This window comes from Synechococcus sp. RedBA-s, from assembly GCF_024345495.1.
Taxonomy (GTDB): domain Bacteria; phylum Cyanobacteriota; class Cyanobacteriia; order PCC-6307; family Cyanobiaceae; genus Regnicoccus_A.
Map to the genome: position 1 here is coordinate 28,995 of NZ_JAGQBF010000017.1, position 23,494 is coordinate 52,488.

Here is a 23,494-nt window from a genome sequence, read left to right on the forward strand (position 1 = left end):
ACGGGGCAGAACGTGGGGTGGAACTCGGACTTGAGGAGCATCTCATATCGATGGATCACGCAGTCGTCTGAGAAGTTCTTCTGGCTGCAACCGTTCCTCTTCAGGCGAATCAGCGCTGCGGCGCAGGTTCTTGAGCAGCACCACCCCCTGCTGGGCCTCCTCCTCGCCAATCACCACCGCCCAGGGGGCGCCGGAGCGGTCGGCGCGTTTGAGCTGCTTGGCGAAAGCGGCGCCGGTGAGATCGAGCTCAACGCTGCGGCCGGCCTGGCGCCACTGACGAGCCAGCACCAGCGCCTGGCATTCCGCCTGCTCGCCTCGGCTCACCAGGTACAGGTCCGGGGCGGGGGCGCCCAGGGCCACCGTGCTGGCGGCCTGGGCCTGGGCCAGCAGCAACACCAGGCGCTCCAGGCCGATCGCCCAGCCCACGGCCGCCGTGGACGCACCGCCCAGTTGCTCGATCAGGCCGTCGTAGCGGCCACCGCCACAGACGGTGGCCTGGGCGCCGAGCTGAGTGCTGGTGATCTCGAAGGCCGTGTGGGTGTAGTAGTCGAGGCCGCGCACCAGGCGGGGGTTGATCTGGTAAGGGATGTCCAGGGCATCGAGGCAGCGGCGCACGGCACCGAAGCGCTCACGGCTGGCGTCGCTGAGGCTGTCGATCAGCTGGGGGGCATCAGCCAGCAAGGCCTGGGTCCCGGCGTTCTTGCTATCGAGGATGCGCAGGGGGTTGGTGCTGATCCGCTCCCTGGAATCGGCATCGAGCTGCTCCTGGCGCTGCTGCAACCAGTCCACCAGGGTGGTGCGGTAGGCGGCGCGATCGCTGGGATCACCCAGCGAATTGAGCTCCAGCGACAGCCCGCCCACCCCCAGGGCGCTGAGCAGGTCCCAGGCGATGGCAATCGCTTCGGCATCGCTACGGGGGTCGGCGAAGCCGAGCAGCTCGATCCCCACCTGGTGGAACTGGCGCTGGCGCCCGGCCTGGGGGCGTTCATAGCGAAACATTGGCCCGGTGTACCAGAGCCGCTGGGGCCCCTGGCCCAGCAGGCTGTGCTGCAAGGCGGCACGCACCACCGAGGCGGTGCCCTCGGGCCGCAGGGTGCAGCTGCGCTCCCCACGGTCCTGGAAGGTGTACATCTCCTTGCCCACCACATCGGTGGCCTCGCCGATGCCGCGGGCAAACAGCTCGGTGACCTCCAGCAACGGCGTGCGGATCTCCCGCAGGGCGGCACGCTCGAACTGGGAGCGGAACGTCGCTTCGATCAGCTGCCACAGGGGCATCTGCTCCGGCAGCAGATCCACCATGCCCCGAAGGCTCTGCAGCTTCTCCACGCCCACGCTTCTCACTGGCTCACAGTTTGCGGGATCGCTGAGGCCGGCCTTCAGCGAACGCCCAGCCATTTGTGGCTCTGCAGGCTGAGGCGCCAGGCTGGATTGCGCCGCACGTGCCGGACCGCCAGTTCCTGACCCGCCGCGCTCCCCCAGGAAGGTTGCAGCAACAGCTGGGGCAGCGCTCCCTCCACCGGGCGGGCGGAGCACACGGCGGCAGCCATCGTCTCAGCGAAGGCCAGATCAGCGATCTCGTGGATCACCACCTTGAGCTCATGGCAGGCGGCCAGCAGCTCGGCGGTGGGCGGCCGGTGGCGCTTGGGCGAGAGGGTGATCCATTCGAAGCGGCCGCTGAGCGGGTCGACGCCGCTGGTTTCCAGGTGCAGGGGGAGCGGCGAGGGGCCGGCGCCGGATCCTTGCCGCAGGGCCTCACAGAGCGGATCGAGGTTGTGATGCAGGGGTTCACCACCGGTGATCACCACGAAGGCAGCACCCTCGGCTGCCGCCAAGGCGGCGCTCGCCGCCAGATCCTGGAGGTGGCGGTGGGGATGGGCGTCCGCCGGCCAGGAGTGCTTGGTGTCACACCAGCTGCAGCCCACCGAGCAGCCGGCCAGCCGGATGAAGAAGGCGCTGCGTCCAGCGTGAACTCCCTCGCCCTGTAGGGAGTGGAAGGTTTCCACCACCGGGAGTCCGGCTGGGGGCACGGCCACGGCACGACAACACATGACTTTAGGAAGCGGAGACCGGACGCTCAGCGGCACAACGCAAGGCTGTACCGCCGACAGCAGCCTTGATCTGATCGAGACAGCAGCTCCGCTCAACCCCCGCTGCGGACGTCGGCCTGCAGGAGCTCCAGATCGAGCCCCGCCCCGAGGAACTGCCGGAAATCCTGATCCAGCGTGACCATCCGGGTGGAGCCGGTGATCGCGAAAGCCGCCAGGTAGGCATCCATCCACCTTTTTGGTGCGGCCTCAGCGAGCCCCGCCAAGCGCCACCAGAGCGATTCTATTCCGATCGGCTCGTCCACCAGGTCCACCTGAGGCAGGGCCTGAAAAGACTGAAGGGCAGCCAGAGCATCCAGGTTCGTGATCGCCGCGCTCTGGTAGGCCGTGAAGATCGCTGGGGTGGACGCCAGCCGCAGAAAACTCTGCTGGGTGGCACGGCAGAGCAGGACTGGTGTAGCGGGCGTGGCCTCAAGCAGCACCGCCTGGGCGGTGCGATGGGCTGGATGGGCTTCGAAGGCCGCCGCCAGCCACACATTCACATCAAGCAGGGAGGCCGGCACGGCGGCGGTCCTCCTGCTCCAGGCAATCCTGCTCAAGTTGCAATGACGCTGCCAGATCGATCCCCGCTTTGCCGACGGAGGGCTCACAGCGGAACACCGGAAGTCCCATTCCATCCACTGTCACCCCATCGCTGGTGGGGGGCACAGACCCTGATGCGCCGCCATGGAGCCCCTGACGGATGTAGTCAGCCACTAGCTCCTTGAGCGTGAGGCCCTGCTGCAGGGCGCGCTGCTTGGCCTGGCGCACAAGATGGTCCGGCAGGTCCAAAGTCGTTTTCACCCTTCCTCCTTGCTTGCTGGCTACCCAGCTTACTGGGCAGCCAGCAAGCGGGTTGACCCTCGCCAATCAGGCGGTTCACGCAGCGGCTACGCCCGCACGGGTATCTCCTGGGACACGGCTTCCGCCTCCCGTCGCTGGGCCGCCGCGATCAGCCCGCGGAAGAGGGGATGGGGCTTACCTGGCCGCGACAGGAATTCCGGGTGGTACTGGCAGGCGGCGAAGAAGGGGTGATCCTCCCGCTCGATCAGCTCCACCAGCCGGCCATCGGGTGAGGTACCGCTGATGGTGTAGCCGCCTGCCTGGAAGAGGTTGCGGTAGGCATTGTTGAACTCATAGCGGTGGCGGTGCCGCTCGTAGACCACCTCCTCCCCATACAGGCTGGCGGCCATGGTGCCCGCTGTCAGCCGGCAGGGGTAGACCCCGAGGCGCATCGTGCCGCCCAGATCGATCACATCCTGCTGCTCCGGCAGCAGATGAATCACGGGGTGGAGGCTGTCGGGGTCGAGCTCGGCGCTGGTGGCACCCGCCAGACCGGCGAGGTTGCGTGCCCACTCGATCACAGCGCACTGCATGCCCAGGCAGAGCCCCAGGAAGGGCACCCGCTCCTCGCGGGCCCAGCGGATCGCCGCCACCTTGCCGTCCACCCCCCGATGGCCGAAGCCGCCCGGCACCACCACCGCATCCATACCCCTCAACAGCGCTTCGGCCCCCTGGATCTCAATCTGCTCGGCGGAGACCCAGTGCAGGTCGAGGCAGGCATCCCGGTCGATGCAGGCATGGCGCAGGGCCTCCACCACCGAGAGGTAGGCGTCGTTGAGCTGCACGTACTTGCCCACCAGCGCCACCTTCACCGCCGCGCCGGGGTTGCGCAGCTTCTGCACCAGGCCCTCCCAGCGCTGCATGTCGCTGTCGCGATCCTCCAGGCCCAGCACCTCCAGCACCTGGCGGCAGAGGCCCTCCTGCTCCAGGGCGATGGGCACCGCATAGATGCTGTCGGCATCGCGGGCGGGGATCACCGCCTCGCGGTGGACGCCACAGAAGCCACCGATCTTGGCCTTGAGCTCCTCGCTGATCGGCCGGTCGCAGCGGCAGACCAGCAGATCGGGCTGGATGCCGATCGAGCGCAGCTCCTTGACCGAGTGCTGGGTGGGCTTGGTCTTGATCTCCCCGGAGGTGCCGATGTAGGGCAGCAGGGTGACGTGCACGTAGGCCAGATCACGGCGGCCCACATCACCGCGGAACTCACGGATGGCCTCCAGGAAGGGCAGCGATTCGATGTCACCCACCGTGCCGCCGATCTCGGTGATCACCACGTCCACGCCGCTGTCGGCGGCCACCCGGTGGATGCGCTCGCGGATCTCACCGGTGATGTGGGGGATCACCTGCACGGTGCCGCCGTTGTAGTCGCCGCGTCGCTCCTTGTTGATCACCGCCTGGTAGATCGAGCCGGTGGTCACGCTGTTCAGGCGCGACATGGCGGTGTCGGTGAAGCGCTCGTAGTGGCCCAGGTCGAGGTCGGTCTCCGCGCCGTCCTGGGTGACGAACACCTCACCGTGCTGGTACGGGCTCATCGTGCCCGGATCCACGTTGAGGTATGGATCGAGCTTGAGGATCGAGACGCTGTAGCCCCTGGATTTGAGCAGCCGCCCCAGGCTCGCCGCCACAATCCCCTTGCCGATGCTCGAGACCACACCGCCGGTGACGAAGACGAATTTCGCCATGGGCGGAGGGCGGGCATGGGCGGACACATCAATCTATCGAGCCTGCCCTCCCCTGATCGCGCCTCGGCTACGGCTGCAGGCTCCCGGCTCAGGCTTCGAGCAGGCTGCGCAGCATCCAGGCGGTCTTCTCGTGGATCTGCAGCCGCTGGGTGAGCAGGTCGGCGGTGGGCTCATCACTGGCCTCCGCCACCAGGGGGTAGAGGCTGCGGGCGGTGCGGGCCACCGCCTCATGGCCTTTCACCAGCTCATGCACCATCTCCAGAGCCGGGGGATGACCCTGGGTTTCAGCGATCGAGGAGAGGGCCGCGAAGCGGGAGCCACCGAAGGGGGCCGGGCAGCCCAGGGCCCGGATCCGCTCGGCGATCACATCGAGGGCCATCCAGAGCTCGGTGTACTGCTCCATGAACATCAGGTGCAGCGTGTTGAACATCGGCCCGGTCACGTTCCAGTGGAAGCCGTGGGTCTTGCCGTAGAGCACGTAGCTGTCGGCCAGCAGCCGGCCGAGACCGGCCGCGATCTGCTGGCGCTGGTCATCGGATATGCCGATGTCGATCGGAGGGGCGGTGATGGCGGGGACGTTGCTCACGGAACCAGAGCGGAGTCATTTCGGTTTAGCCCAACGCCGGGGCAGGCGTCCAGGGGGGCTTGCCGTAGAGCGTGCGGGCGGATTGCTTCAGCCGTCGAGGCTGGCGAGGTAGTCGTGAACGCGGCAGCGGCGGGCGGGCTGGCGCAACTTATGCAGAGCCTGGGTTTCGATCTGGCGCACCCGCTCCCGTGAGAGCTGCATCCCCTCGCCGATCTGGGCCAGGGTGCGGGGGGTGTCGTCGCTGAGGCCGTAGCGCAGGCGAATCACCTCGGCCTCCCGCTCGCTGAGTTCGTCGAGCAGGGCCTCGAGGTCACTGTGCAACTGCTGGCGGGTGAAGCTCTGCTCGGGGGTGTCGCTGGTGGACTCCAGCAGGTCCCCCAGGGGGGTGTCCTGGTCGCGGCCCACCCTGGCCTCCAGGGAGATCGAGCGGGGCACCCGCAGCAGGGTGAGACGCACGCCCTCCTCGCTCCACTGCAGGGCTTCAGCCAACTCGGCGAGACTGGCGGTACGGCCATGGTCACTGGCGAACTGGCGCTGGGCCTTCCTGATCCGATTCAGCTTCTCGCTGACGTGCACCGGCAGGCGGATCGTGCGGCTCTGGGTGGCGATCGCCCGGGTGACGCCCTGGCGAATCCACCAGTAGGCATAGGTGCTGAAGCGGAAGCCCCGGGTGGGGTCATACTTCTCCACCGCCCGCTCCAGGCCGAGGGTGCCCTCCTGAACCAGATCGAGCAGTTCCACGCCCCGCTTCTGATACTTCTTGGCCACCGCCACCACCAGGCGCAGGTTGGCCTGGATCATGTGGTCGCGGGCCCGGCGGCCACGCAGCAGTCGTCGCTGGAGGTCGCTGAGGCTGAGATCCAGGCAAGCGGCCCAGGTGCTGTGGCCCTCCTGCAGGAGGCGGCGCAACTCGGCCACGGGCAGGTCGCAGGCTTCCGCCCACTGGCCATGGGAGGGCTGGTGGGTGAGGCGGCTGGCCAGCCGCTGGCGCACCACTTCCAGATCGACCATGGCCTGCAGGATCGGCAGCTCAGTGGCCTGCTCCAGCCGCTGGCTCAGCAGCACCTCACGGGCCTGCACCTGACGGGCCAGGAGCAGCTCCTCCTCCTGGCTGAGCATGTCCACCCGGCCGATGTCCTGGAGGTAGAGCCGCACCAGATCGGCACTGGCGCGGCTGGGCAGGGGGGAGCGGCCCCGGACGGCCCGGCTGGAGGAAGCCGTGCCGCTGTCGGGACCGGCTCGAGATCGACCTCTACCTCGGGTTCGGGGCAGCCTTGAAGCACTGGTATTGACCCTGAGGACACGAACCCTGATCTGAAGTTCCTTCACCATCGGGTTGCCGCATAGAAGCAGCACGAAACAGAAGGTTTCTCTTCAGGATCAGCTGTGTCTCGTATCGCTCATTCCGGCGCCACCCAGGTGCTGGCCACATGCAGGTCGCTCAGTTGCTGAGGGGCCACATCGGCGGGGGCCTGGGTGAGCAGGCAGCGGGCCTGCTGGGTCTTGGGGAAGGCGATGGTGTCGCGGATCGACTCCTCACCGGCCAGCAGCATCACCATGCGGTCGATGCCGAAGGCCAGGCCGCCGTGGGGTGGGGCACCGAGGTCGAGGGCCTCCATCAGGAACCCGAACTGGCGCTCGGCCTCCTCCGGGGGCAGGCCGACCGTCTGCAGCACCTGGCGCTGCAGGGCTGAATCGTGGATGCGCAGAGAGCCGCCGCCCAACTCCAGGCCGTTGAGCACCAGGTCGTAGGCCTGGGCGCGGGCGGCGGGCAGGGTGGCCTCCCACTGGGCTGGATCCGTGCCGAGATCATCGGCATTGGGAGCACAAAAGGGGTGGTGCAGCGCCTCGAAGCGGTTCTCGCCAGCGTTGAACTCGAACATCGGGAAATCCACCACCCAGAGGAAGTTCCAGCCATCGTTCTCGCGCTCAGGCTTTACCAGCCCCAGCTCGCGCGCCAGGTACTGGCGCACCCGGTCGAGGGCCTTGTTCACCGTGGCGGTGTCACCGGCGCCAAACAGCAGCAGGGTGCCGGGCACCGCGCCGGTGCGCTCAATCAGCTCGGCCTTGGTGGCAGCGGAGAGGTTGTCCTTGATGGCGCCGATCGTGTCGATCTCGCCGCCCTCGCGCACGCGGATGAAGGCCAGACCGCCGGCGCCGGCCGCCTGGGCCTCGCTGAACACGTCGCCACCGGGCTTAATGCGCACGTTGGAGAGGGCCTCATTGCCGCCGGGCACAGCGATGCACTTCACCGAGCCGCCGCCGGCCACGGCGCCTGAAAACACCTTGAAGCCCATGCCGGCCACCAGGTCGCTCACGTTGGTGAGCTCCATGCCGTAGCGGGTGTCGGGCCGGTCGGTGCCGAAGCGCTCCATGGCCTCGTGCCAGGTGAGGCGCGGGAAGGGCCGGGGCAGCTCGATGCCCTTGACGGACTTCCAGATGCTGGCGATCAGCGCTTCGTTGAGCTCGAGGATCTCCTCCTGGCCCATGAAGCTCATCTCGATGTCCAGCTGGGTGAACTCCGGCTGGCGGTCGGCCCGGAGGTCTTCGTCGCGGAAGCAGCGGGCCACCTGGTAGTAACGCTCGATGCCGCCCACCATCAGCAGCTGCTTGAACAGCTGCGGCGACTGGGGCAGGGCAAACCACTCGCCGCCGCACACCCGGCTGGGCACCAGGTAGTCGCGGGCGCCCTCGGGGGTGGAGCGGGTGAGCACAGGAGTTTCCACCTCGATAAAGCCCTGCTCTTCGAGGAAGCGGCGGGCGGCCTGGATCGTGCGGGCCCGCAGGCGCAGGTTGCCGTTCATGCGCTCGCGGCGCAGGTCGAGGTAGCGGTAGCGCAGGCGCAGCTCCTCGCGGGTGTTCTCCTCGTCGTGCACCGACACGGGGAAGGGCAGGGGCTTGCGCACGGCATTGAGCACCGTGAGCTGGCTGGCCAGCACCTCCACCTCACCGGTGGCCAGGCGGGTGTTGAGCGACTCCTGGGGCCGCAGGCGCACCCGGCCCTGCACCTGCACCACCGTTTCATTACGCAGGTGTTCCGCCACCGCGAAGGCCTCGGGCCCCAGGTCGGGATCAACGGTGATCTGAACGGTGCCGCTGCGGTCGCGCAGGTCCACGAAAATCACCCCGCCGTGGTCGCGGCGGCGGTCCACCCAGCCGCTCAGCTCAACACCCTGATTGACGCTGCTGCTGCGCAGATCGCCGCACCCGTGGCTGCGCATGGGGAAAGGAACTCAATCCGCGAGTGTCCCATGGCGCCGATAGAAGGGCCGCTTCACCACCACAGCGGGCTCGGCCTTGCCGCGGATCTCCACCGCCAGCTCGGTGCCGACCCGGGTGGCGTCGGCCGGAACATAGGCCAGGGCGATCGCCTCCCCAAGGGTGGGCGACCAGGTACCGCTGGTGACCTCGCCCACCACCTCACCAGCGCGCAGCACCGGATAGCCGTGGCGGGCGATCGCCCGGCCCTGGAGCTTGAGGCCCACCAGACGCCGGCTCACCCCCTCAGCGCTCTGGCGCTCCAGCACCTCCCGGCCGATGAACGCCGCCGGCATCTCCAGGTGCACCAACCAGCCCAGGGAGGCCTCCAGCGGGGTGGTGGCACTGTCCATCTCGCTGCCATAGAGGTGCATGGCCGCCTCCAGGCGCAGGGTGTCGCGGGCACCGAGGCCGCAGGGGGTGACCCCCTCCGCCAGCAGCTGGGCCCAGAGGGCGCCACCGGCGAAGCGATCCAGCAGCAGCTCAACGCCGTCTTCGCCGGTGTAGCCGGTGCGGGCCACGAAGGCCGTGGCACCGGCGGCTGCCGCCGCCGCGGTGCCGGCCAGCTGGATGCTGCGGTGAGCGAAGCGGGGCAGGCCGCCCAGATCCACCCCCGCCAGGGCCTCCAGCCGGGCGATCGCCTCGGGGCCCTGCAGGGCCAGCAGCACGCCATCGCCCTTGCGGTCGCTGATCACCAGGCCCGTGGGCTCCAGCTGACTGCGCAGCCAGGCGGTATCGGCCTCGGCGCAGCCGGCGTTGATGATCAGCAGCAGTTCATCGGCTGGGCCTTCGCCGGTAGCGGCACCGCTGGCTGGCGCTTCGTTGTCCTGTGGCCGACCAAGGTCGTAGACGATCAGGTCGTCGCGGATACCGCCGGCCTCGTTGAGCAGCACGGTGTAGGTGGCCTCACCCGGGCCGATCCGGAACAGATCGCTGGGCACCAGGGCCTGCAGGGCGTCCTTGGCGCCATCGCCCCGCAGGCGCAGCACCCCCATGTGGGAGATGTCAAAGACGCCGCAGCGCTCGCGCACAGCTCTGTGTTCCTGCACCAGCCCCTGGAACTGCACGGGCATCTCCCAGCCCTCGAAGGGCACCAGGCGGGCGCCGGCCTCAAGGCAGGCCCCATGCAGAGGAGTTCGCTTCAGGGAATCCGCCATGGAATGGGCTGTCGCGACTGCTGGCGGCGATCCTATGAACGCCGGCCCAGCTGAGCCCGGCCCAGCAGACGGCCACCGGGCAATACCGAAGACTTCCAGCAGGTTCGGTCTTTCCCCTGGTGTGATACCGCGAAGGTCATTACCTTAGGTGCCCTGAATGGGTCGCGCCCATGGGCCAGCGCCCGAACTGTCGTAGCTGCAACCACTGCAAGTCACCCGAGGCCTCCTTCGGCAGCGCCGAGCAGAGCTGGTGCCAGATGCGACGTCTGGCCATCCATGCCGACCTGGTTGGTGACCTGTGGTGTCACCACTGGACCCCCCGTCCGCCCAGCCTGCCCAGCATCGATCAATCCCCGCTGGCGATGCCGGTGCCCGCCAACCATCAGCTGGCCCTCACTGACCTGCTGGTGGCTGCCAGCTGAGCCTTTCGCCAGCTAAAAGGCTCAACAGGCGTCATGCTGAGTGTCCTGATCAACGAGTGGAGGTAGGTGAATGGTTGCACTCGCACCCACAACGGCGGTTGAACTGATGGCTTCCCAGGTGGACGGTGAAACCCTCACCCTGCCCACCGGCTCTCCTGTCTTTCATCCAGGTGATCTCGCCCGCGTCATTTACGGAGTCCGCAAGGGCATCGTCGAACTGATCGACACCTCGAGAAATCGCCTCTGCTATCGCCACGGCGAACTGTTCAGTTACGAAGACATCGCCTGGCGCGGCGGCTACTTCCGCAATGAGGCCATCGCCCGCACCCCGGTGGAGCTGGTGAAACTGGATCGCCTGAACTTCCTCAACTTGCTGCACAACCACCCCACCCTGGCCGTGGTGTTGATCGGGCAGCAGCACGAACGCCTGCGGGAGCAGCGCTCCAGCGGCTCCTACTCCTACTGAGCCTTGCCGCCTACTGACCCTGGCCCAGCAACAGCAGCAGGCTACGGGTCACCTTCGCCGCCAGCACGGCGCTGACGCCACTGGGATCAAGCCCGGGGGCGAGCTCCACCACATCGGCCGCCACCAACCGGTGCTGGCGCAGCTCCTCCAGCAGCCCCGCGAAGTGGCCCCAGTGGTAACCACCGGGCTCGGGGGTACCGGTGCCGGGCATCACAGCGGGATCGAACCAGTCGAGGTCGACGGTGAGATAGATCGGCCGGCCGCGCAGGGGGGCCAGGGCCGCCACCAGCTCCGCCTGCAGCCGCTCGGGCTGCAGCGAAAGCCCTGGGCCCTGCCCCACCAGCCGGCCGCTACGGCGCAGCTCCTCGAACTCCTCGCGGGTGCCGCTGCGGATCGCCACCTGCAGCAGGTCGCCGGAGGGGAGCACCTCCAGGCAGCGGCGCATGGCACAGGCATGGCTGTGGCTGGTCCCGAGCCAGCTCTGGCGCAGGTCGGCGTGGGCATCGAGCTGCACCAGGGCCAGGTCGGGGTGGCGGGCGGCCACGGCCGCCACGGCGCCACTGCTGATCGAATGCTCACCGCCGAGCATCAGCGGCCGCAGCCCCAGCTCCAGCACGGCGCGGGTGGCCTCACCCACGGCGGCCAGCACCGGCTCGGGCGCACCGAAGGGAATGGCCACCGCCCCCAGATCAGCGAAGGCCAGGTCGTCGAGATCGAGATCCAGCTGGGGGTCATAGGTTTCCAGGCCGCTGCTCACCTCCCGGATCGCCGAGGGCCCGAAGCGGGTGCCCGGCCGGAAGGAGGTGGTGCCGTCGTAGGGCACCCCGAACAGGCCCACGCGGCACCCCTCGGGCTCGCGCCGCGATCCCATGAAGATGGCACCGTCGCGATCGAACAGGTCAGGGTCCAGGGGTGCAGGGGCTGGGGACACGCTCGTCGGCTCAGGGCTGGGGGTGGTCAAGGGCCCGCTCGATGGCGGCCGGGATGGCCTCGAAGGCACCCCGCTGCCAGCGGGGTGACCAAATCTCACAGCCCGCCGCCACCACCTCCGCCCGCTCCGGCCTGGGCTGCAGATAGCGCGGGCCATCGACAGCCGCGAAGGTCCAGCTCCACCAGCCGCTGGGGTACATCGGCACCCAGCCATAGAGCGGATCGGCGTGGCCGAACACCTCGCGCAGCAGCCGCACCGTGGCCAGGTGCACCTCGCGGAAGCTTTCCGGGGATTCGCTCTGGGTGGCGAAGACGCCACCGGGCCGCAGCAGGCGGCGGCACTGCTCAAAAAAGGCCCGGTTGAACAGGCCCTCGGCGGGGCCGGCGGGATCGGAGCCATCCACGATCACCACGTCGTAGCTGGCAGTGGCCGCCGCCGACACCCAGGCGATGCCATCGCCCACGGTGAGCTGAAAGCGGGGATCGTCCCAGCAGCCGCCGCCGAGGGTGGGCAGATAACGCTGGGCACACTCCACCACCAGCCCATCGATCTCCACCAGATCGAGCTGGCGTACGCCGGGGTGGCGCAGGCACTCCCGGGCCGTGCCGCCGTCGCCGCCGCCGATCACCAGCACCCGCTCGATGGAAGCAGCGGCGCAGAGGGCCGGATGCACCAGCGACTCGTGGTAGTGGCGCTCCTGACGCTCGGCCGTCATCCAGCAGCCATCGATCAACAGCCCCTTGCCGTAGCGCTGGCTGTCGATAATCGTGACCCGCTGGTAGGGGCTGTCCTGCTCCAGCAGCACCCGGGCTTCGAGGCCGTAGCGCACACCCTGGTGAATTTCATCGACCCAGTGAGGGGTTGGATCCATCGCTGCTGACTCCCGGAGCCGCCCTAGCTAAGCCTTCAGGGGAGCAGCCTGTCACCCAGGCCTCCCCGGTCCACCACCATCCATGAGTTTGAGCCGATGACGCTGACCCGACGGGAGTGGCTGCAGGGCGCGGGCCTGGCGGCGGGCGCCCTGGCCTGGCCGCAGCTGGTGGGCGCGGATCGGGCGGAGGCCGGCGCGCTCACGCCGGAGCTGGAGCAGAGCCTGGCGGCCTGCTCTCCCCATGACGATCCGCTCGGCAGCCTGCTGCGCCGCAATGGCCAGTTCAGCCGCGCCTGGCAGGCCGCCGCCGCCGCCGGCAGCGCCGAGGAGCGCACGGAGCTGATGAATGCCCTCTGGCAGAGCACCTGTCAGGTGGACCCCAGCGCCATGGCCAGCGGCCAGCGACCCTGGGCGGCCCTGCTGAGCTGCGCCGATTCGCGGGTGTCGCCGGAGTGGATCTTCGTGTCGGGGGCGGGGGAGCTGTTCGATGTGCGCTGCGCCGGCAACACCGCCTTCGACGACGGCGTCGCCTCGCTGGAGTACGCGGTAGTGGAGCTGGCGGTGCCCCTGATCCTGGTGATGGGTCACAGCGGCTGCGGCGCCGTCACTGCCGCCATGGCCGCGGCGCCGCTGACGCCTCTGCTGGAGCAGCTGGTGACACCGATCCGCGCGGCACTGCAGCCGGGCGACGACCTCAACCTGGCGATCCGCCACAACGCCAGCCACTCCGCCCGGGAACTGAGCCGGCGCAGCAGCCTGCTGAGAGAGGCCGTGGGCGCCGCGCGGCTGCGCATCCAGCCCGCCTGCTTCGACATCGCCAGCGGTGCGGTGACGTTGCTGTGAGCGGCCAGGGAACCATCGATGCCTGACCTGCCCCTGAACGAACGGCTGGTGATCCCGGCGGCCGAGCTGAGCTGGCGCTTCTCCCGCTCCTCAGGGCCGGGCGGCCAGGGGGTGAACACCACCGATTCCAGGGTGGAGCTGGTGTTCGAGCTGGCGGCCACCACGGCCCTGCCGCCCCTGCTCAAGGCCCGGGCCCTGCGCCGGCTGGAGGGTCGGCTGCTGGAGGGCACGCTGGTGCTCACCGCATCGGAGCACCGCTCCCAGTGGCAGAACCGTCAGGCCGCCCTGCGCCGGCTGGCGGAGCTGCTGCGTGCCGCGATCGAACCGCCTCCCCCGCCGCGCCGGCGCACCAAGCCCACCCGCGGTTCGGTGGAGCGGCGCCTGAGCACCAAAAAGCAACGGGGTGCGATCAAGGGCCAGCGCCGCTCGCGCCCCCCCCTGCCCGACGACTGAGCTCCTGGGTGCGGCGGATCTGGGCCTTGGCCTGCTGCCAGAGGGTCTCCAGCTCCGGCAGGCTCCGCCCCTCCAGGCTGCCGCCCAGGGCCGCCTCGACGCGGGAGAAGCGATCCAGAAAGCGGTGGTTGGTGCCGGCCAGGCCGGCCTCCGGATCCAGGCCGCACCAGCGGGCCACGTTCACCAGGGTGAAGAGCACGTCCCCCAGCTCCTCCTGGGCGTGGGCCCGATCGCCGCTGGCCACCGCCTGCTGGAGCTCATCGAACTCCTCCTGTACCTTCTGCCACACCCCCTCGATCGACTCCCACTCGAAGCCGGCGGCGGCGGCCTTCCTCGAGATGGTCATGGCGGCGGCCAGGGCGGGCTGGCCGCGCACCTTGCCGGCGAGGCGATCGCTGAGGGGGCTGCTGGATCCGTCACGGGCGCGGGCCTCGTCGGCCTTGATCGCTTCCCAGCTGGCTTTCACCGCCGCGCTGTCGCCGGTCACTCCCCGGTTGGCGGCAGGCTGGGCCGCGGGCTCCGCAAACACGTGGGGATGACGCCGTACCAGCTTGTCGTGCAGGCCACGGCTGATCTGGGCGAGATCGAAGCGGCCCGCCTCGCTGGCGATCTGGGCGTGCAGCAACACCTGCAGCAACAGGTCGCCCAGCTCCTCGGCCAGGTGCCGGTCGTCACCATGGCGGATGGCATCCGCCACCTCGTGGGCTTCCTCCAGCACATAGGGCACCAGCGAGGCGTGGGTCTGCTCCAGGTCCCAGGGGCAGCCGGCCTGGGGGTCGCGCAGCTGCTCCACCACGGCGATCAGGCCGGCGAGGGCCTCCAGGGTGGGGCCCGCCTCAGCGGGATCGAAGGACGCGTCGGGGCCGGTCACGGGCCACTGGGCCGCAGGGTCCCCGTCCTAACGCCGTCTGCGCTTCCGTCGCAGCAGCCGGGGCAGACGCGGCAGTGGATCACCGTCCTGGAGCAGGTGCAGCCAGCTGCTGGCCTCCACCCCCAGCAGCAGCGCCAGCACCAGGGGCTGCTGCTGGCTCCAGAGCCCACGGCCCAGCTCCAGCAGCCGCCCGGGACCCGGAGCGCCCAGGGGAGCGAGCAGCGCACTCAGCGCCAACACCATCACCCCCAGATAGGTCAGCCGCAGCGCCGTGCCCAGCAGAGGGCTGTGGGAGAACAGTGAGCGGTGACTCAGGCCGCGGCGGTAGGGCCACCACAGCCAGGCGAGCGGACCCCAGCGCCGACTGGGATTGGAGCGGGTGTCGAGGTCAGGAGAGAGCCAGAGACCACCCAGCAAAAAACCCGCGGCGGCGCTCGCCACCCCCGCCAGCCCCAGCCACGGCCACCACAGCAGAGCGAAGGGCAGGCTCAGCAGCCAGGTGGCGCGGTCATGGCTGCGGCCATCGGCCATGGCGGATGCAGACGGCTGGTGTTCAGGCAGAATGACTCCGCGCGCGATTAGCTCAGCGGTAGAGCGCCTGCCTTACAAGCAGGATGTCGCTGGTTCGAAACCGGCATCGCGCATGACTCAGCCAATGGCCGTCATCTCGGAGCTCAGGAGGATCTCCGTCAGCGGGGGCCCGGCTGAGGTCATCGGCCTGTGAGATCTGATCGAGCCCGCTCAAGAAGGCAGCGTTGACTCGCAGCGCGAGGCGCTCGCTTTCGGCCATTGGGCAATCCAGGCTTTGCCGTCAGCGAGAGATCCTGATCGCTGAGGTGGTGTCGCGGCTTGATCTCGACCTGCCTGATCGCGATGAAGCCCCAACTGTCAGATCCACATCGCATTTAAATGAATCAATCACTGGTCCTCGATCCATGAAGTCCATCGCGCTCATCGTCAGTGCCGCCGTGGCAGCCTCGGGCCTGCCGGCGGCCGCACAGACCCTGGCCTGCACTCGGCTTTCGGAGCAGCTCCTGAAGCAATTGGGCACTGGCCCCAGCCAAACCCTGGAGGCCAGGTCTGAGCAGCAACGCCAAGTGCTGCGCACCCAGAACTGCGACCCGCAGGCCACGGGCTACGACGTGGAAGCCGAGAGCATCAAGCTGAACAAGCAACTGGGCAAAAAAACCGAAGAGAAAGTTCCCTTCAGCTTCGGCAAAATGATCAACATTCAATATTGATGCGTCACCCCCACTCCAGCTCGCGTTGAGCCAGGTCCCTCACTGACCAGTTGTCAGCTCACAGCTGCAGCCTCGCCCGGCGCAGAGCGTGTCGAGGTCGGGGCGGCCGGTGATGCGCAGCCGCAGTCGGGCCCAGAGGCCATAGAGAGCACGGGCCAGGGGGCCGATCAGCGGCCAGTTGATCGGGGCGTAGATCCAGCCGAGCCCCACCAGCCGGTAGGCGTCCTGGAACACCGCCAGATCGTGCAGCACCTGGCCATCGGCCTTGATGCCATGGACGCGGCCCATCGCCTCCCGGTAGCTGATGCCCTGGAATGCGGCGGCATCATAGAGGGAATCATCAATATCGACGAAGCGAATCGCTCTGCGGCCGCCATCACGACGGCGGAGAATCTCCACCTCACGCCTGCAGAGTGGGCAGGCTCCGTCGTAGAGAAGGGTGAGCTCAGCTGTGGTCATCACTTGAACCTAGGGAATGAGCTGACGCCATTGGCCTGGGATCAACGCTATCTGCAGGGTCGTGATGGCTGGGACCTGGGTCAGGCCGCCCCGCCATTGGCGCACTTTCTGCAGGAGCATCCGCTGGCACCGCAGCCACCGGGGCGGGTGCTGGTGCCCGGTTGCGGCCGCGGCCATGACGCACGGCTGCTCGCGCAGCTCGGCTTCTCGGTGACCGGAATCGACATCAGCGCCGAAGCCCTGAGCGAAGCCCGCCGGCTGGATCAGCCCCAGGCCTCCACTGAGTGGCTGCAGCTGGATGCCCTCGTTCCAACGGCGCTCCAGCAGGCGGGATTGACTGCAGCCAGCATGATCGGCGTGGTGGAGCACACCTGCTTCTGCGCGATCGATCCAGCCCTGCGTGGCGCCTATGCCCGCAGCATGGCGCACCTGGTAGCAACGGGCGGCTGGTTGCTGGGTCTGTTCTGGTGCCACGGCCGCAGCGGCGGCCCACCCTTCGGCGCTCAACCGCAGCAGGTGAGCGCGCTGCTGGAGGACGCCGGCTTTGAAGCCGAAGTGTGGGGCCCTGCCGAGCACAGAGTGCCCAGCCGGGATAACGAATGGCTCGGCCTCTGGCGACGCAGAGGCTGAGACGAGGCACAAAAATGCTGCCACCCTCGGCTGAAGGCAGCAGCTCTTTACAACGTGATGAAAGGGACTAAACCCCAGTTGCGGCAAGGCGATGGCAGGCCGCCGCACTCAGGCGATCACTCGTCCTCGTCGTCGCTGCCGACAGGCACGAGGCGGATCTGCTTGCGGCCGAGCTTGATCTGGAACTCATCGCCGGGCTTGAGGTCGATCAGGGCGGTGTAGGCCTTGCCGATCAGCAGGTTGCCATTGAACTGAACCTTGGTGACGTAGCTGAGCTTGCGGCCACTCTTGCCCGCACCACCGCCACCACCGACGCCGAGGCTGACACCCTTGGCCTCCAGCAGCGCTTCGTAGAACGCCGTGAAATTCAGCCGCTCGCTGCCGTCTTTTTTCGAACTCACGTAGCCGCAGCTGCGCACCAGGTCGGATTTGGAGGCATCACCCATCTCCTTCACCTTGGCGAGCAGGTCAGGTCCGGTGAGCATGACATTCGTTTCTAAGAACAGGCGAATCATAGCAATCGAACAGATGCCTTGACCAGCAAACAGCCCCCAGTTCAACCCAACAACCCCCGCAAACTGATGACCGAATGCAAGCCGCAAGCCGCTTGACGGAAGGTCACATCATCCCAACGCTTTCCCAGGGGTGGGCTCAGCGTCAGGCTGGATCTTCAAGCGTGACCAACTCACCAGCGGCTCAGCCATCCACTTGAGGGCCATCACCAGAGCCGGGCCTGAGCACAACGAATCGGTCAGGATGTCGGTGATCGGGCATCCCAGGGGTCGCCGCGTTGGTCGCCAGTCCTGCTTTCACGATCCGGCCCATGGCCGAATCACACCTGCCCCTGGTGACGGAATGGGCCCGGCAGGAGGGTTTCTGCCCCGGACTGGGCGATGCCGGTGTGTACCGCCAGACCGATGCCACTGGCCTCTGGGTGGGGGTCCTGGGCGAGGAGCCGGTGGGATGTGTGGCGGGAGTTCGTTACGACGAGCGCTATGGATTCATCGGCCTGTTCCTTGTGCGCCCCGCCTTCCGCGGACGGGGCTACGGGGTGGCGCTCTGGCGTCAGGCCCTCGCCCACCTCGATGGGGTGGCCTGCATCGGCCTGGAGGCGGCACCCGAGCGGCTGATCGACTACGGCCACTGGGGCTTCAAGGCGGCCTACGACACCCTGCGCTGGCGCCTTCCCTCCGCCAGCCGTGCCCGCTGCAGCGACGCTCAGCTGCCAACGGGCTATGCCGTGGTGGCGGCGGCGCAGCTCGGCGCCGATGCCGGCTCCAATGAACTCGTGCTCCGCTACGACGCCCGTCACGAAGCCACACCACGCCCCCACTTCCTGGGGCAATGGCTGCGCCAGGACAACGGCACCGTGGAGCTGGTGCGCGATGAACTGGGCTGTTGCCGCGGCTTCGGACGGATCAGGCCCTGCCTGCTGCCCGATGGCGGCGGCGCCGTGGGCTGGCGGCTTGGGCCCCTTTTGGCGGATGCCCCCCTGCTGGCGGGCGCCCTACTGGATCGACTCTGTTCGGAGCGCAGCGGACCGGTGCTGATCGACGCCCCCGAGGCCAATCCCAGGTCCCATCGTCTCCTGGAGCAGCGCGGCTTCCAGATCGCCGGGCGCACTGTGCGCATGTACCGCGGCACCCCTCCCGAGCTGCCCCTGCAGGACATCTACGGCCTGGCCTGCCTGGAGCTGGGCTGAGACAAAAGCGCTGGTTAACCTGAGCTGTCCCGGCTGGCGATGGTGAAGCAGATCCGCCGCGAACTGCTCGCCTCCATGCCTCTGACTGTGGTGCTGGCCGCTGGTGTGGGGGCGGGGCTGATCACCTTTCTGGTGAACCTGCTCAGCCAGCGCGCCTCCCTCAGCCTGGAGGCCTTGCTGGTGGCGCTGATCAACGTGGTGGCGCCCATGGCCGTCACCCTGACCTGGATCAGCTCCTGCGCCCCGCAGCGTGTGGGGGAAGCGGCAGTCCGTCAGGGCCAGACCCCCATCGAGCTGGCGACGGCCATGGGCAGCGCGGCGATCTGCGCCACCCTGCTCCTCCCCTATATCCTCGCCACGGCCATGGTGGCCGGCGCCCTGGCCACCTCGGTCCCCGAGCCCCTGCGTCAGCTTCCGCCCCTGCTGGGGTTGCTGAGCCCAGCAGCCATGGCCAGGATGGCCCTGCATGGAGCGGGGCTGACGGCCATCAGCGCCCTGATCTGCGCCCGCCAGGGCCGTCGCTGCCGCCATCGCTCCGAGGACCTGCCCCGCCGCATCGCCGCGGCCACTGTGGAAGCGATCCTGGTGATCCTCAGCATGGAGGTGCTGCTCTTCATCCTCGTTCCCCCCGACCTTCCCCCTATCGGATGACGGACCACCAAGCCGATCCGCCCGCCGTGCCGGTGGGCCAGCGTCTGCAGCTCAGCCTCAGTGAGGGCCTCAGCTGGCTGGTGCTGCTCGGGGCCCTGGTTTTCGGCACCTGGATCGTGACGGAGGCCCTGCGCCAGCAGGCCTGGCTGAGCTCGAGCTTCGCCCTGCGCTTCCGCACCAGCAATGCCACCGGGCTCTGGCCGGGGGTCCATGTGACGATTTCCGGCTACCGCGTTGGGAGGGTGGAGCAGGTGCAGCTGGGGCCGGATGGCAGCGTGGCGGTCGACCTGCGCATCGCTGAGCGCTACCGCCCCCTGATCGGGCCCGCCAGCCGCGCCCTCCGCTACCAGGAGGGTCTGATCGGCAGCAGCCTGATCGCCCTCAGCGCCGACCCCGTCAAAGCGGGCCAGAGCCCAGCGAAGACCGACCGGTTGATCCCTTTCGACGAATCGCCCGACTTGGCCAAGCTGCTGGTGCAGATCGGCGAGACCCGGCTGGTGCTGAACCGCGCCCTGCAGGGCACGGCGGCGATCGCCGAGCGGGATCTGCCCGGAGCGATCGCCGGCTTCAATGGCACCCTCGGCGATATGAGCCGGCTCAGCCGCCGGGTGGAGCAGGAATCAGGCACCACCGCCGCCAGCGCCCGTGACACCCTGCAGGAGTTCAAGCGCACCGGCCAGCGGCTGGAGAGCACCGGCGCCGAAGCCCAGGAGGCCACCGCCGAAGCCCTCCGACTGATCCGTGACACCCAGCCGGAGGTGGTTGGCGCCATCCGCGAGATCAGAACCCTGGCGGAGCGGGCCAATCATCTGCTGGGGGTGCCGTCGGCAGCGGAGCGCGCCCCTGCCTCACCGGCAGCGAAACCATGAGTCCCTTCCGCCCGCTGCGACCCCGCGCCAGCCGCCTGCGCCCCGTGCGCCTGCTCAAGCTCGATGGCGTCTACCGCGCCGACAACATCGACAGCCTGATCAGCCAGTGGCGGGAGCCCTACCGGCTGATGCTCAAGGTGCCCTGGCCGGGCTTCCTGCTGCTGATCGCCCTGGCCTACCTGGGCACCAACGTCGCCTTCGCGCTGCTCTATCTGCTCGATGCTCCCGGCATCGGCGGCCTGCCCCAGGGCCAGGTGGCGGGTTTCAGCGACGCCTTTTTCTTCAGCGTTCAGACCCTGGGCTCGATCGGCTACGGCGTGCTCCACCCTGTTTCGCCCCTGGTGAACGGACTGGTCACCCTGCAGGCCTTCGTGAGCCTGGTGTTCACCGCCGTGACCACCGGCCTGGTGTTCGCCCGCTTCTCCCGCAGCCGTGCGGAGATCCGCTTCAGCGAGGTGGCCACGGTCCAGCCCTGGGACGGCAGGCCCTGCCTCACCTTCCGCATCGCCAACGTGCACCACAACAACCTGGTGAGCACCGAGGTGCAGGCCTACCTGGCCATCGACGAACGCAGTGCCGAGGGCGAGCGGATGCGCCGCCTGCACCGGCTGGAGCTGGTGCGCAGCCAGGCCTTCCTGTTCCAGCTGATGTGGACGGTGATGCACCCGATCGACCCCGACAGCCCCATGCATGGCCTGGGCCAGGCCCAGTTGCGCGCCGCCCACGGGGAGGTGCTGGTGGCGTTCGAGGGCGTCGATGAAACGGTGCGCAGCCCGGTGTACAAGCGAGCCGCCTACAACAGCAGCCAGATCCGCTTCGATGAGACCTTCGTCGATATCGTCAGAGACGATCAGAGCGAGTTTCGCTGCCTTGATTTCAGCCGCTTCAACGACACCCGCCAGCGCTGATCCCAACAGCACTGAGCCCGGCAGCACCCAACTCAGCAGCATTGAGCCAGGCAGCATCCAGCTGGTGTACGACGGTGGCTGCCCCTTCTGCAGCGCCTTCGCCGTCATGGGTGAGCTGAGCGGCGGGCTGCCGCAGCTGCGGATCGTCGATGGCCGCGCCGATCACACCCTGCGCCGGCAGCTCAAAGCACGCGGTTTCGATCTGGCCCAAGGAGCAGTGCTGATCGAGGGCGAGCGCTGCTGGCATGGCGCCGAGGCGGTGCAGCGGCTCTGCGCCCAGCTGCAGCCCAGTTCCGCCCTGCTGGCTCTGCTCAGCGCGGTGTTCGCTGAACAGAAACGCAGCCGCAGGCTCTACCCCCTGCTGCTGGCCGCCCGCCGTGGGGCCCTCGCCCTGCGGGGGCTGCCGCTGGATCCCGATGAGCTCCCCCCCGCCTAACCTCTGAGCCCAGCGATCGCGGCGCCATGAGCTATCTGCGCGAGATCATGCACCGACTGCGGGAGCGCTCCGGAGCAAGCGAATCCGGCCGCGAGCCGGCCTCTGTTGCCTACAGCCCCCTGAGTGAACGGGTGCTCGAAGAGCATCTGCAGAGCTATCGCCAGTGCCTGCAGAGCTGCAGCGACGCCATGCTCCCCTACGAATGGGCCTGGCTCGAGGACCATCTCGCCACCCTCCAGCTCTCCAGCGGCCAGGGGTCGATGCAGAAGGTGCTGGGGGGGCCGCAGCGGGTGGCCGATCTCCTGCGCGAAACCCGCTGTTTCCAGGCTGAAGTGCGCGGGGAACTGGAGCGTCGTGGTCTGGAGCACGGCAACCGCACGGCGCCACTGGCCGCCCAGGAGCATGCCTGGGAGCTGAGCAACCCGGCGATCCGCCTGGAGTGGGGCATCGAGCCCGCCGAGCCGCTCCCCGGCTGAGGCAAAAGAGCAGACCAGCGCCCGATGCCGGATCACGTGTTCGTCTACGGGAGCCTGAAGAGGGGGGAGCCCAACCACCCCTGGCTCGATGGCAGCCGCTTCCTCGGGCGGCGGCGGCTGGCGGGAGCCCGGCTGCACGACCTCGGCCCCTACCCGATGGCGGTGCCCGCACCGGAGCCAGCTCTGATCCAGCCAGCCCTGCTCCATGGCGAGCTCCATGAGCTGACGGTGGGCGGTCTGGCTCGGCTTGATCAGCTCGAAGATGTGCCCAACGAGTATCAACGCCAGCGCTGGCAGTTGAGCGACGGCAGCTGGGCCTGGGTCTACCTGGGCCGCCCCGAGCAGGTGATCGGCCTGCCGCTGGTGCCCTATGGCGACTGGGGCAGCACCCCGGTGTTCAGCTACGGCTCGAACCTCTGCCCCACCCAGCTGGCGGAGCGCTGCCCCCGCTGGGATGGCAGCGGCCTGGTGGCGCGGCTGGAGGGCTGGCGCTGGGGGATCAACAAGCGGCGGCTGGGCCGCGCCCCGGGCGAAGGCGCCGCCGGACTCGTGCCCTGCAGCGGCGCCCACTGCTGGGGGGTGGTGCACCACCACAGCCCGAAGGATCGCGCCAGCCTCGATCGCTGCGAGGGAGTGGCGGCTGGTCACTACCGCCACCAGCCGGTCCAGCTGATCACGAGCACCGGCGAATCCTTCGAGGCCCTCACCTACGTGCCCACCCCCGCCTGGTGCCACCCGCGGCTAAGCGCCGGCGACAGCTACGCCGCGGCCATCCGGCGCGGAGCCCGCCACTGGCAGCTGCCCCAGGCCTGGCTGGAGCAGCTGGAAACAGAGCTGAGTTAGGGCAGCCGCCGGCCACTGCCGGCCTCGAAGCGGAGTTCCCGCGCCGGCGGCCAGCCCAGGCCGAAGGATTCAGCCGCTCCAGCTCAGCCACCGTGACCTGCACCCCAGGGCGGAGCGGGTCGGAGAGCGCCAGCAGGCCCAGCATCGCCAGACCGGCTTCATCCGCCCGGCTGATCGCCCGGGGCACCAGGGTCGCCTCGGAATCCCAGCGTCACACCGCCACCGCCAGCTCCTTGAGGAAGACCCCCTTGGTGATCAGGACCGGGGCGCCGTCGGCACAGGCCAGCACGCTCAGTCGCTTGCGGTTGAAGTCGAAGGGGATCTCGTCGAGCTTGCGCCAGGCGGAGAGGTCGATCGCACGGGCCGCATCGCGGATCGCCCCATCGATCGGGTTGCTGAACCCCGTCTCGAAGCTGGCGTTCACCCCCGCATGCAGCAACACCGCCGGGTTCTCGCCGCCATCGACGCCACAGCTGCGCTGCACCACCGGCACGCTCCAGAAGTCGTCGGGGCTCTGCGGTTCACCGCTCCCTGGGCTGTCGATGGGATCCATCCAGCAGCTGCATCTCTCGATAGGCTGATGGGTCAGAAGGCCCGGTCAAGACCGGCGCAGAATTGACCACCATGGCTCCCACCACCCTGGAACCGCGTCAGCAGGCCCTGGTGCTGTCCCTGCGCCAGCGCATGGCCGCAGCCCGCGCCAACGGCGACGCCCAGACCCACCAGGCCCTCTTCCGTGAGGCGGTGTATCTGGGCATCCAACCCAGCCTGCTGGAGCCGGAGCAGAACTCGGCCAACACATAACCCCCGGC

Annotated in this window: 30 protein-coding genes and 1 tRNA gene; 15 read left to right on the forward strand and 16 right to left on the reverse strand. The window is 68.6% G+C overall.

Going from position 1 to position 23,494, the window contains the following annotated elements:
• Positions 1-42: 42 nt before the first annotated feature.
• The 9 genes from hisS to gcvT all read right to left on the reverse strand — a co-directional run bounded on the left by hisS (position 43) and on the right by gcvT (position 9,610).
• Positions 43-1,326: a histidine--tRNA ligase gene (gene hisS, locus KBY67_RS08655; protein ID WP_255110631.1), complete on the reverse strand. Its 1,284-nt coding sequence runs from the start codon at positions 1,324-1,326 to the stop codon at positions 43-45.
• A 50-nt stretch (positions 1,327-1,376) separates the two neighbouring features.
• Positions 1,377-2,033 carry a 7-carboxy-7-deazaguanine synthase QueE gene (locus tag KBY67_RS08660; RefSeq protein ID WP_255110632.1) on the reverse strand — a complete coding sequence of 219 codons (657 nt, stop codon included), beginning with the start codon at positions 2,031-2,033 and terminating at the stop codon, positions 1,377-1,379.
• A gap of 107 nt (positions 2,034-2,140) precedes the next feature.
• On the reverse strand, positions 2,141-2,608 hold the full coding sequence (locus KBY67_RS08665; protein ID WP_255110633.1) for a TA system VapC family ribonuclease toxin: 468 nt from the start codon (positions 2,606-2,608) through the stop codon (positions 2,141-2,143).
• Positions 2,589-2,888: a hypothetical protein gene (locus KBY67_RS08670; protein WP_255110634.1), complete on the reverse strand. Its 300-nt coding sequence runs from the start codon at positions 2,886-2,888 to the stop codon at positions 2,589-2,591. The genes KBY67_RS08665 and KBY67_RS08670 overlap by 20 nt, the downstream gene beginning before the upstream one ends.
• An 86-nt stretch (positions 2,889-2,974) precedes the next feature.
• On the reverse strand, positions 2,975-4,609 hold the full coding sequence (locus tag KBY67_RS08675) for a CTP synthase (RefSeq protein WP_255110635.1): 1,635 nt from the start codon (positions 4,607-4,609) through the stop codon (positions 2,975-2,977).
• Positions 4,610-4,697: 88 nt separating this feature from the next.
• The gene (locus KBY67_RS08680; RefSeq protein WP_315855571.1) at positions 4,698-5,195 is read right to left on the reverse strand and encodes a Dps family protein; all 498 of its coding nucleotides are present in this window, start codon (positions 5,193-5,195) and stop codon (positions 4,698-4,700) included.
• An 87-nt stretch (positions 5,196-5,282) separates the two neighbouring features.
• Positions 5,283-6,527, reverse strand: a complete 1,245-nt coding sequence (locus KBY67_RS08685; protein ID WP_255110636.1) for an RNA polymerase sigma factor, RpoD/SigA family — start codon at positions 6,525-6,527, stop codon at positions 5,283-5,285.
• A 68-nt stretch (positions 6,528-6,595) separates the two neighbouring features.
• Positions 6,596-8,416 (reverse strand): aspartate--tRNA ligase, encoded by a 1,821-nt coding sequence (gene aspS, locus KBY67_RS08690; RefSeq protein WP_255110637.1) that lies wholly within the window; start codon positions 8,414-8,416, stop codon positions 6,596-6,598.
• A 12-nt stretch (positions 8,417-8,428) separates the two neighbouring features.
• Positions 8,429-9,610 carry a glycine cleavage system aminomethyltransferase GcvT gene (gene gcvT, locus KBY67_RS08695; RefSeq protein ID WP_255110638.1) on the reverse strand — a complete coding sequence of 394 codons (1,182 nt, stop codon included), beginning with the start codon at positions 9,608-9,610 and terminating at the stop codon, positions 8,429-8,431.
• Positions 9,611-9,780: 170 nt separating this feature from the next.
• On the opposite strand from gcvT, the gene KBY67_RS08700 reads away from it, so the two are divergent.
• Together KBY67_RS08700 and KBY67_RS08705 are read left to right on the forward strand one after the other, a co-directional pair.
• A complete protein-coding gene (locus KBY67_RS08700; RefSeq protein WP_255110639.1) occupies positions 9,781-10,032 on the forward strand; it encodes a hypothetical protein in 252 nt (83 codons plus the stop codon).
• 106 nt (positions 10,033-10,138) lie between these two features.
• Entirely contained in the window at positions 10,139-10,498 is a 360-nt protein-coding gene (locus tag KBY67_RS08705) for a cyclic nucleotide-binding domain-containing protein (RefSeq protein WP_255110640.1), read from the forward strand.
• Positions 10,499-10,508: 10 nt separating this feature from the next.
• On the opposite strand, the gene speB is transcribed toward KBY67_RS08705, so the two are convergent.
• Together speB and speE are read right to left on the reverse strand one after the other, a co-directional pair.
• Positions 10,509-11,369 carry an agmatinase gene (gene speB / locus KBY67_RS08710; protein ID WP_255110670.1) on the reverse strand — a complete coding sequence of 287 codons (861 nt, stop codon included), beginning with the start codon at positions 11,367-11,369 and terminating at the stop codon, positions 10,509-10,511.
• A gap of 70 nt (positions 11,370-11,439) precedes the next feature.
• A complete protein-coding gene (gene speE / locus KBY67_RS08715; protein WP_255110641.1) occupies positions 11,440-12,300 on the reverse strand; it encodes a polyamine aminopropyltransferase in 861 nt (286 codons plus the stop codon).
• Positions 12,301-12,396: 96 nt separating this feature from the next.
• Here speE and KBY67_RS08720 point away from each other — a divergent pair, with 96 nt between their 5' ends.
• Together KBY67_RS08720 and arfB are read left to right on the forward strand one after the other, a co-directional pair.
• On the forward strand, positions 12,397-13,143 hold the full coding sequence (locus KBY67_RS08720; RefSeq protein WP_255110642.1) for a carbonic anhydrase: 747 nt from the start codon (positions 12,397-12,399) through the stop codon (positions 13,141-13,143).
• A gap of 18 nt (positions 13,144-13,161) precedes the next feature.
• Complete coding sequence (arfB, locus tag KBY67_RS08725) at positions 13,162-13,596, forward strand: alternative ribosome rescue aminoacyl-tRNA hydrolase ArfB (protein WP_255110643.1); 435 nt, start codon at positions 13,162-13,164, stop codon at positions 13,594-13,596.
• Here arfB and mazG read toward each other — a convergent pair.
• Positions 13,553-14,467 carry a nucleoside triphosphate pyrophosphohydrolase gene (mazG, locus tag KBY67_RS08730; RefSeq protein WP_399214188.1) on the reverse strand — a complete coding sequence of 305 codons (915 nt, stop codon included), beginning with the start codon at positions 14,465-14,467 and terminating at the stop codon, positions 13,553-13,555. The two genes, arfB and mazG, sit on opposite strands and share 44 nt — an antisense overlap.
• A 27-nt stretch (positions 14,468-14,494) precedes the next feature.
• Positions 14,495-14,998, reverse strand: coding sequence for a metal-binding protein (locus KBY67_RS08735; RefSeq protein ID WP_255110644.1), 504 nt, complete (start codon positions 14,996-14,998; stop codon positions 14,495-14,497).
• Positions 14,999-15,039: 41 nt separating this feature from the next.
• Between KBY67_RS08735 and KBY67_RS08740 the strand changes: the two genes are divergently transcribed.
• Positions 15,040-15,111, forward strand: a tRNA-Val gene (locus tag KBY67_RS08740).
• A 195-nt stretch (positions 15,112-15,306) separates the two neighbouring features.
• Complete coding sequence (locus KBY67_RS08745; protein WP_255110645.1) at positions 15,307-15,708, forward strand: hypothetical protein; 402 nt, start codon at positions 15,307-15,309, stop codon at positions 15,706-15,708.
• A gap of 39 nt (positions 15,709-15,747) precedes the next feature.
• Here KBY67_RS08745 and KBY67_RS08750 read toward each other — a convergent pair whose 3' ends face one another.
• Complete coding sequence (locus KBY67_RS08750; RefSeq protein ID WP_255110646.1) at positions 15,748-16,167, reverse strand: thiol-disulfide oxidoreductase DCC family protein; 420 nt, start codon at positions 16,165-16,167, stop codon at positions 15,748-15,750.
• Positions 16,168-16,197: 30 nt separating this feature from the next.
• Between KBY67_RS08750 and KBY67_RS08755 the strand changes: the two genes are divergently transcribed.
• Positions 16,198-16,797 carry a methyltransferase domain-containing protein gene (locus KBY67_RS08755; RefSeq protein ID WP_255110647.1) on the forward strand — a complete coding sequence of 200 codons (600 nt, stop codon included), beginning with the start codon at positions 16,198-16,200 and terminating at the stop codon, positions 16,795-16,797.
• 116 nt (positions 16,798-16,913) lie between these two features.
• On the opposite strand, the gene KBY67_RS08760 is transcribed toward KBY67_RS08755, so the two are convergent.
• Entirely contained in the window at positions 16,914-17,282 is a 369-nt protein-coding gene (locus tag KBY67_RS08760) for an AbrB family transcriptional regulator (RefSeq protein WP_255110672.1), read from the reverse strand.
• Between the two features lie 338 nt (positions 17,283-17,620).
• Here KBY67_RS08760 and KBY67_RS08765 point away from each other — a divergent pair, with 338 nt between their 5' ends.
• Genes KBY67_RS08765 through KBY67_RS08795 form a run of 7 tightly spaced genes read left to right on the forward strand, consistent with a single transcriptional unit; the run spans position 17,621 to position 22,682 of the window.
• Positions 17,621-18,499 carry a GNAT family N-acetyltransferase gene (locus KBY67_RS08765; protein ID WP_255110648.1) on the forward strand — a complete coding sequence of 293 codons (879 nt, stop codon included), beginning with the start codon at positions 17,621-17,623 and terminating at the stop codon, positions 18,497-18,499.
• A 39-nt stretch (positions 18,500-18,538) separates the two neighbouring features.
• Complete coding sequence (locus tag KBY67_RS08770) at positions 18,539-19,150, forward strand: hypothetical protein (protein ID WP_255110649.1); 612 nt, start codon at positions 18,539-18,541, stop codon at positions 19,148-19,150.
• Positions 19,147-20,019: an MlaD family protein gene (locus KBY67_RS08775; RefSeq protein ID WP_255110650.1), complete on the forward strand. Its 873-nt coding sequence runs from the start codon at positions 19,147-19,149 to the stop codon at positions 20,017-20,019. Before KBY67_RS08770 ends, KBY67_RS08775 begins: the two co-directional genes overlap by 4 nt.
• Positions 20,016-20,927, forward strand: a complete 912-nt coding sequence (locus KBY67_RS08780; RefSeq protein ID WP_255110651.1) for an ion channel — start codon at positions 20,016-20,018, stop codon at positions 20,925-20,927. The genes KBY67_RS08775 and KBY67_RS08780 overlap by 4 nt, the downstream gene beginning before the upstream one ends.
• Positions 20,890-21,363: a DCC1-like thiol-disulfide oxidoreductase family protein gene (locus tag KBY67_RS08785; RefSeq protein ID WP_399214193.1), complete on the forward strand. Its 474-nt coding sequence runs from the start codon at positions 20,890-20,892 to the stop codon at positions 21,361-21,363. The genes KBY67_RS08780 and KBY67_RS08785 overlap by 38 nt, the downstream gene beginning before the upstream one ends.
• 26 nt (positions 21,364-21,389) lie before the next feature.
• Positions 21,390-21,839 carry a hypothetical protein gene (locus KBY67_RS08790; protein WP_255110652.1) on the forward strand — a complete coding sequence of 150 codons (450 nt, stop codon included), beginning with the start codon at positions 21,390-21,392 and terminating at the stop codon, positions 21,837-21,839.
• A gap of 24 nt (positions 21,840-21,863) precedes the next feature.
• A complete protein-coding gene (locus KBY67_RS08795; protein ID WP_255110653.1) occupies positions 21,864-22,682 on the forward strand; it encodes a gamma-glutamylcyclotransferase in 819 nt (272 codons plus the stop codon).
• A 211-nt stretch (positions 22,683-22,893) separates the two neighbouring features.
• On the opposite strand, the gene KBY67_RS08800 is transcribed toward KBY67_RS08795, so the two are convergent.
• On the reverse strand, positions 22,894-23,235 hold the full coding sequence (locus tag KBY67_RS08800; protein ID WP_255110654.1) for a hypothetical protein: 342 nt from the start codon (positions 23,233-23,235) through the stop codon (positions 22,894-22,896).
• 71 nt (positions 23,236-23,306) lie between these two features.
• Here KBY67_RS08800 and KBY67_RS08805 point away from each other — a divergent pair, with 71 nt between their 5' ends.
• Positions 23,307-23,486, forward strand: coding sequence for a hypothetical protein (locus KBY67_RS08805; protein ID WP_255110655.1), 180 nt, complete (start codon positions 23,307-23,309; stop codon positions 23,484-23,486).
• Positions 23,487-23,494 lie beyond the last annotated feature (8 nt).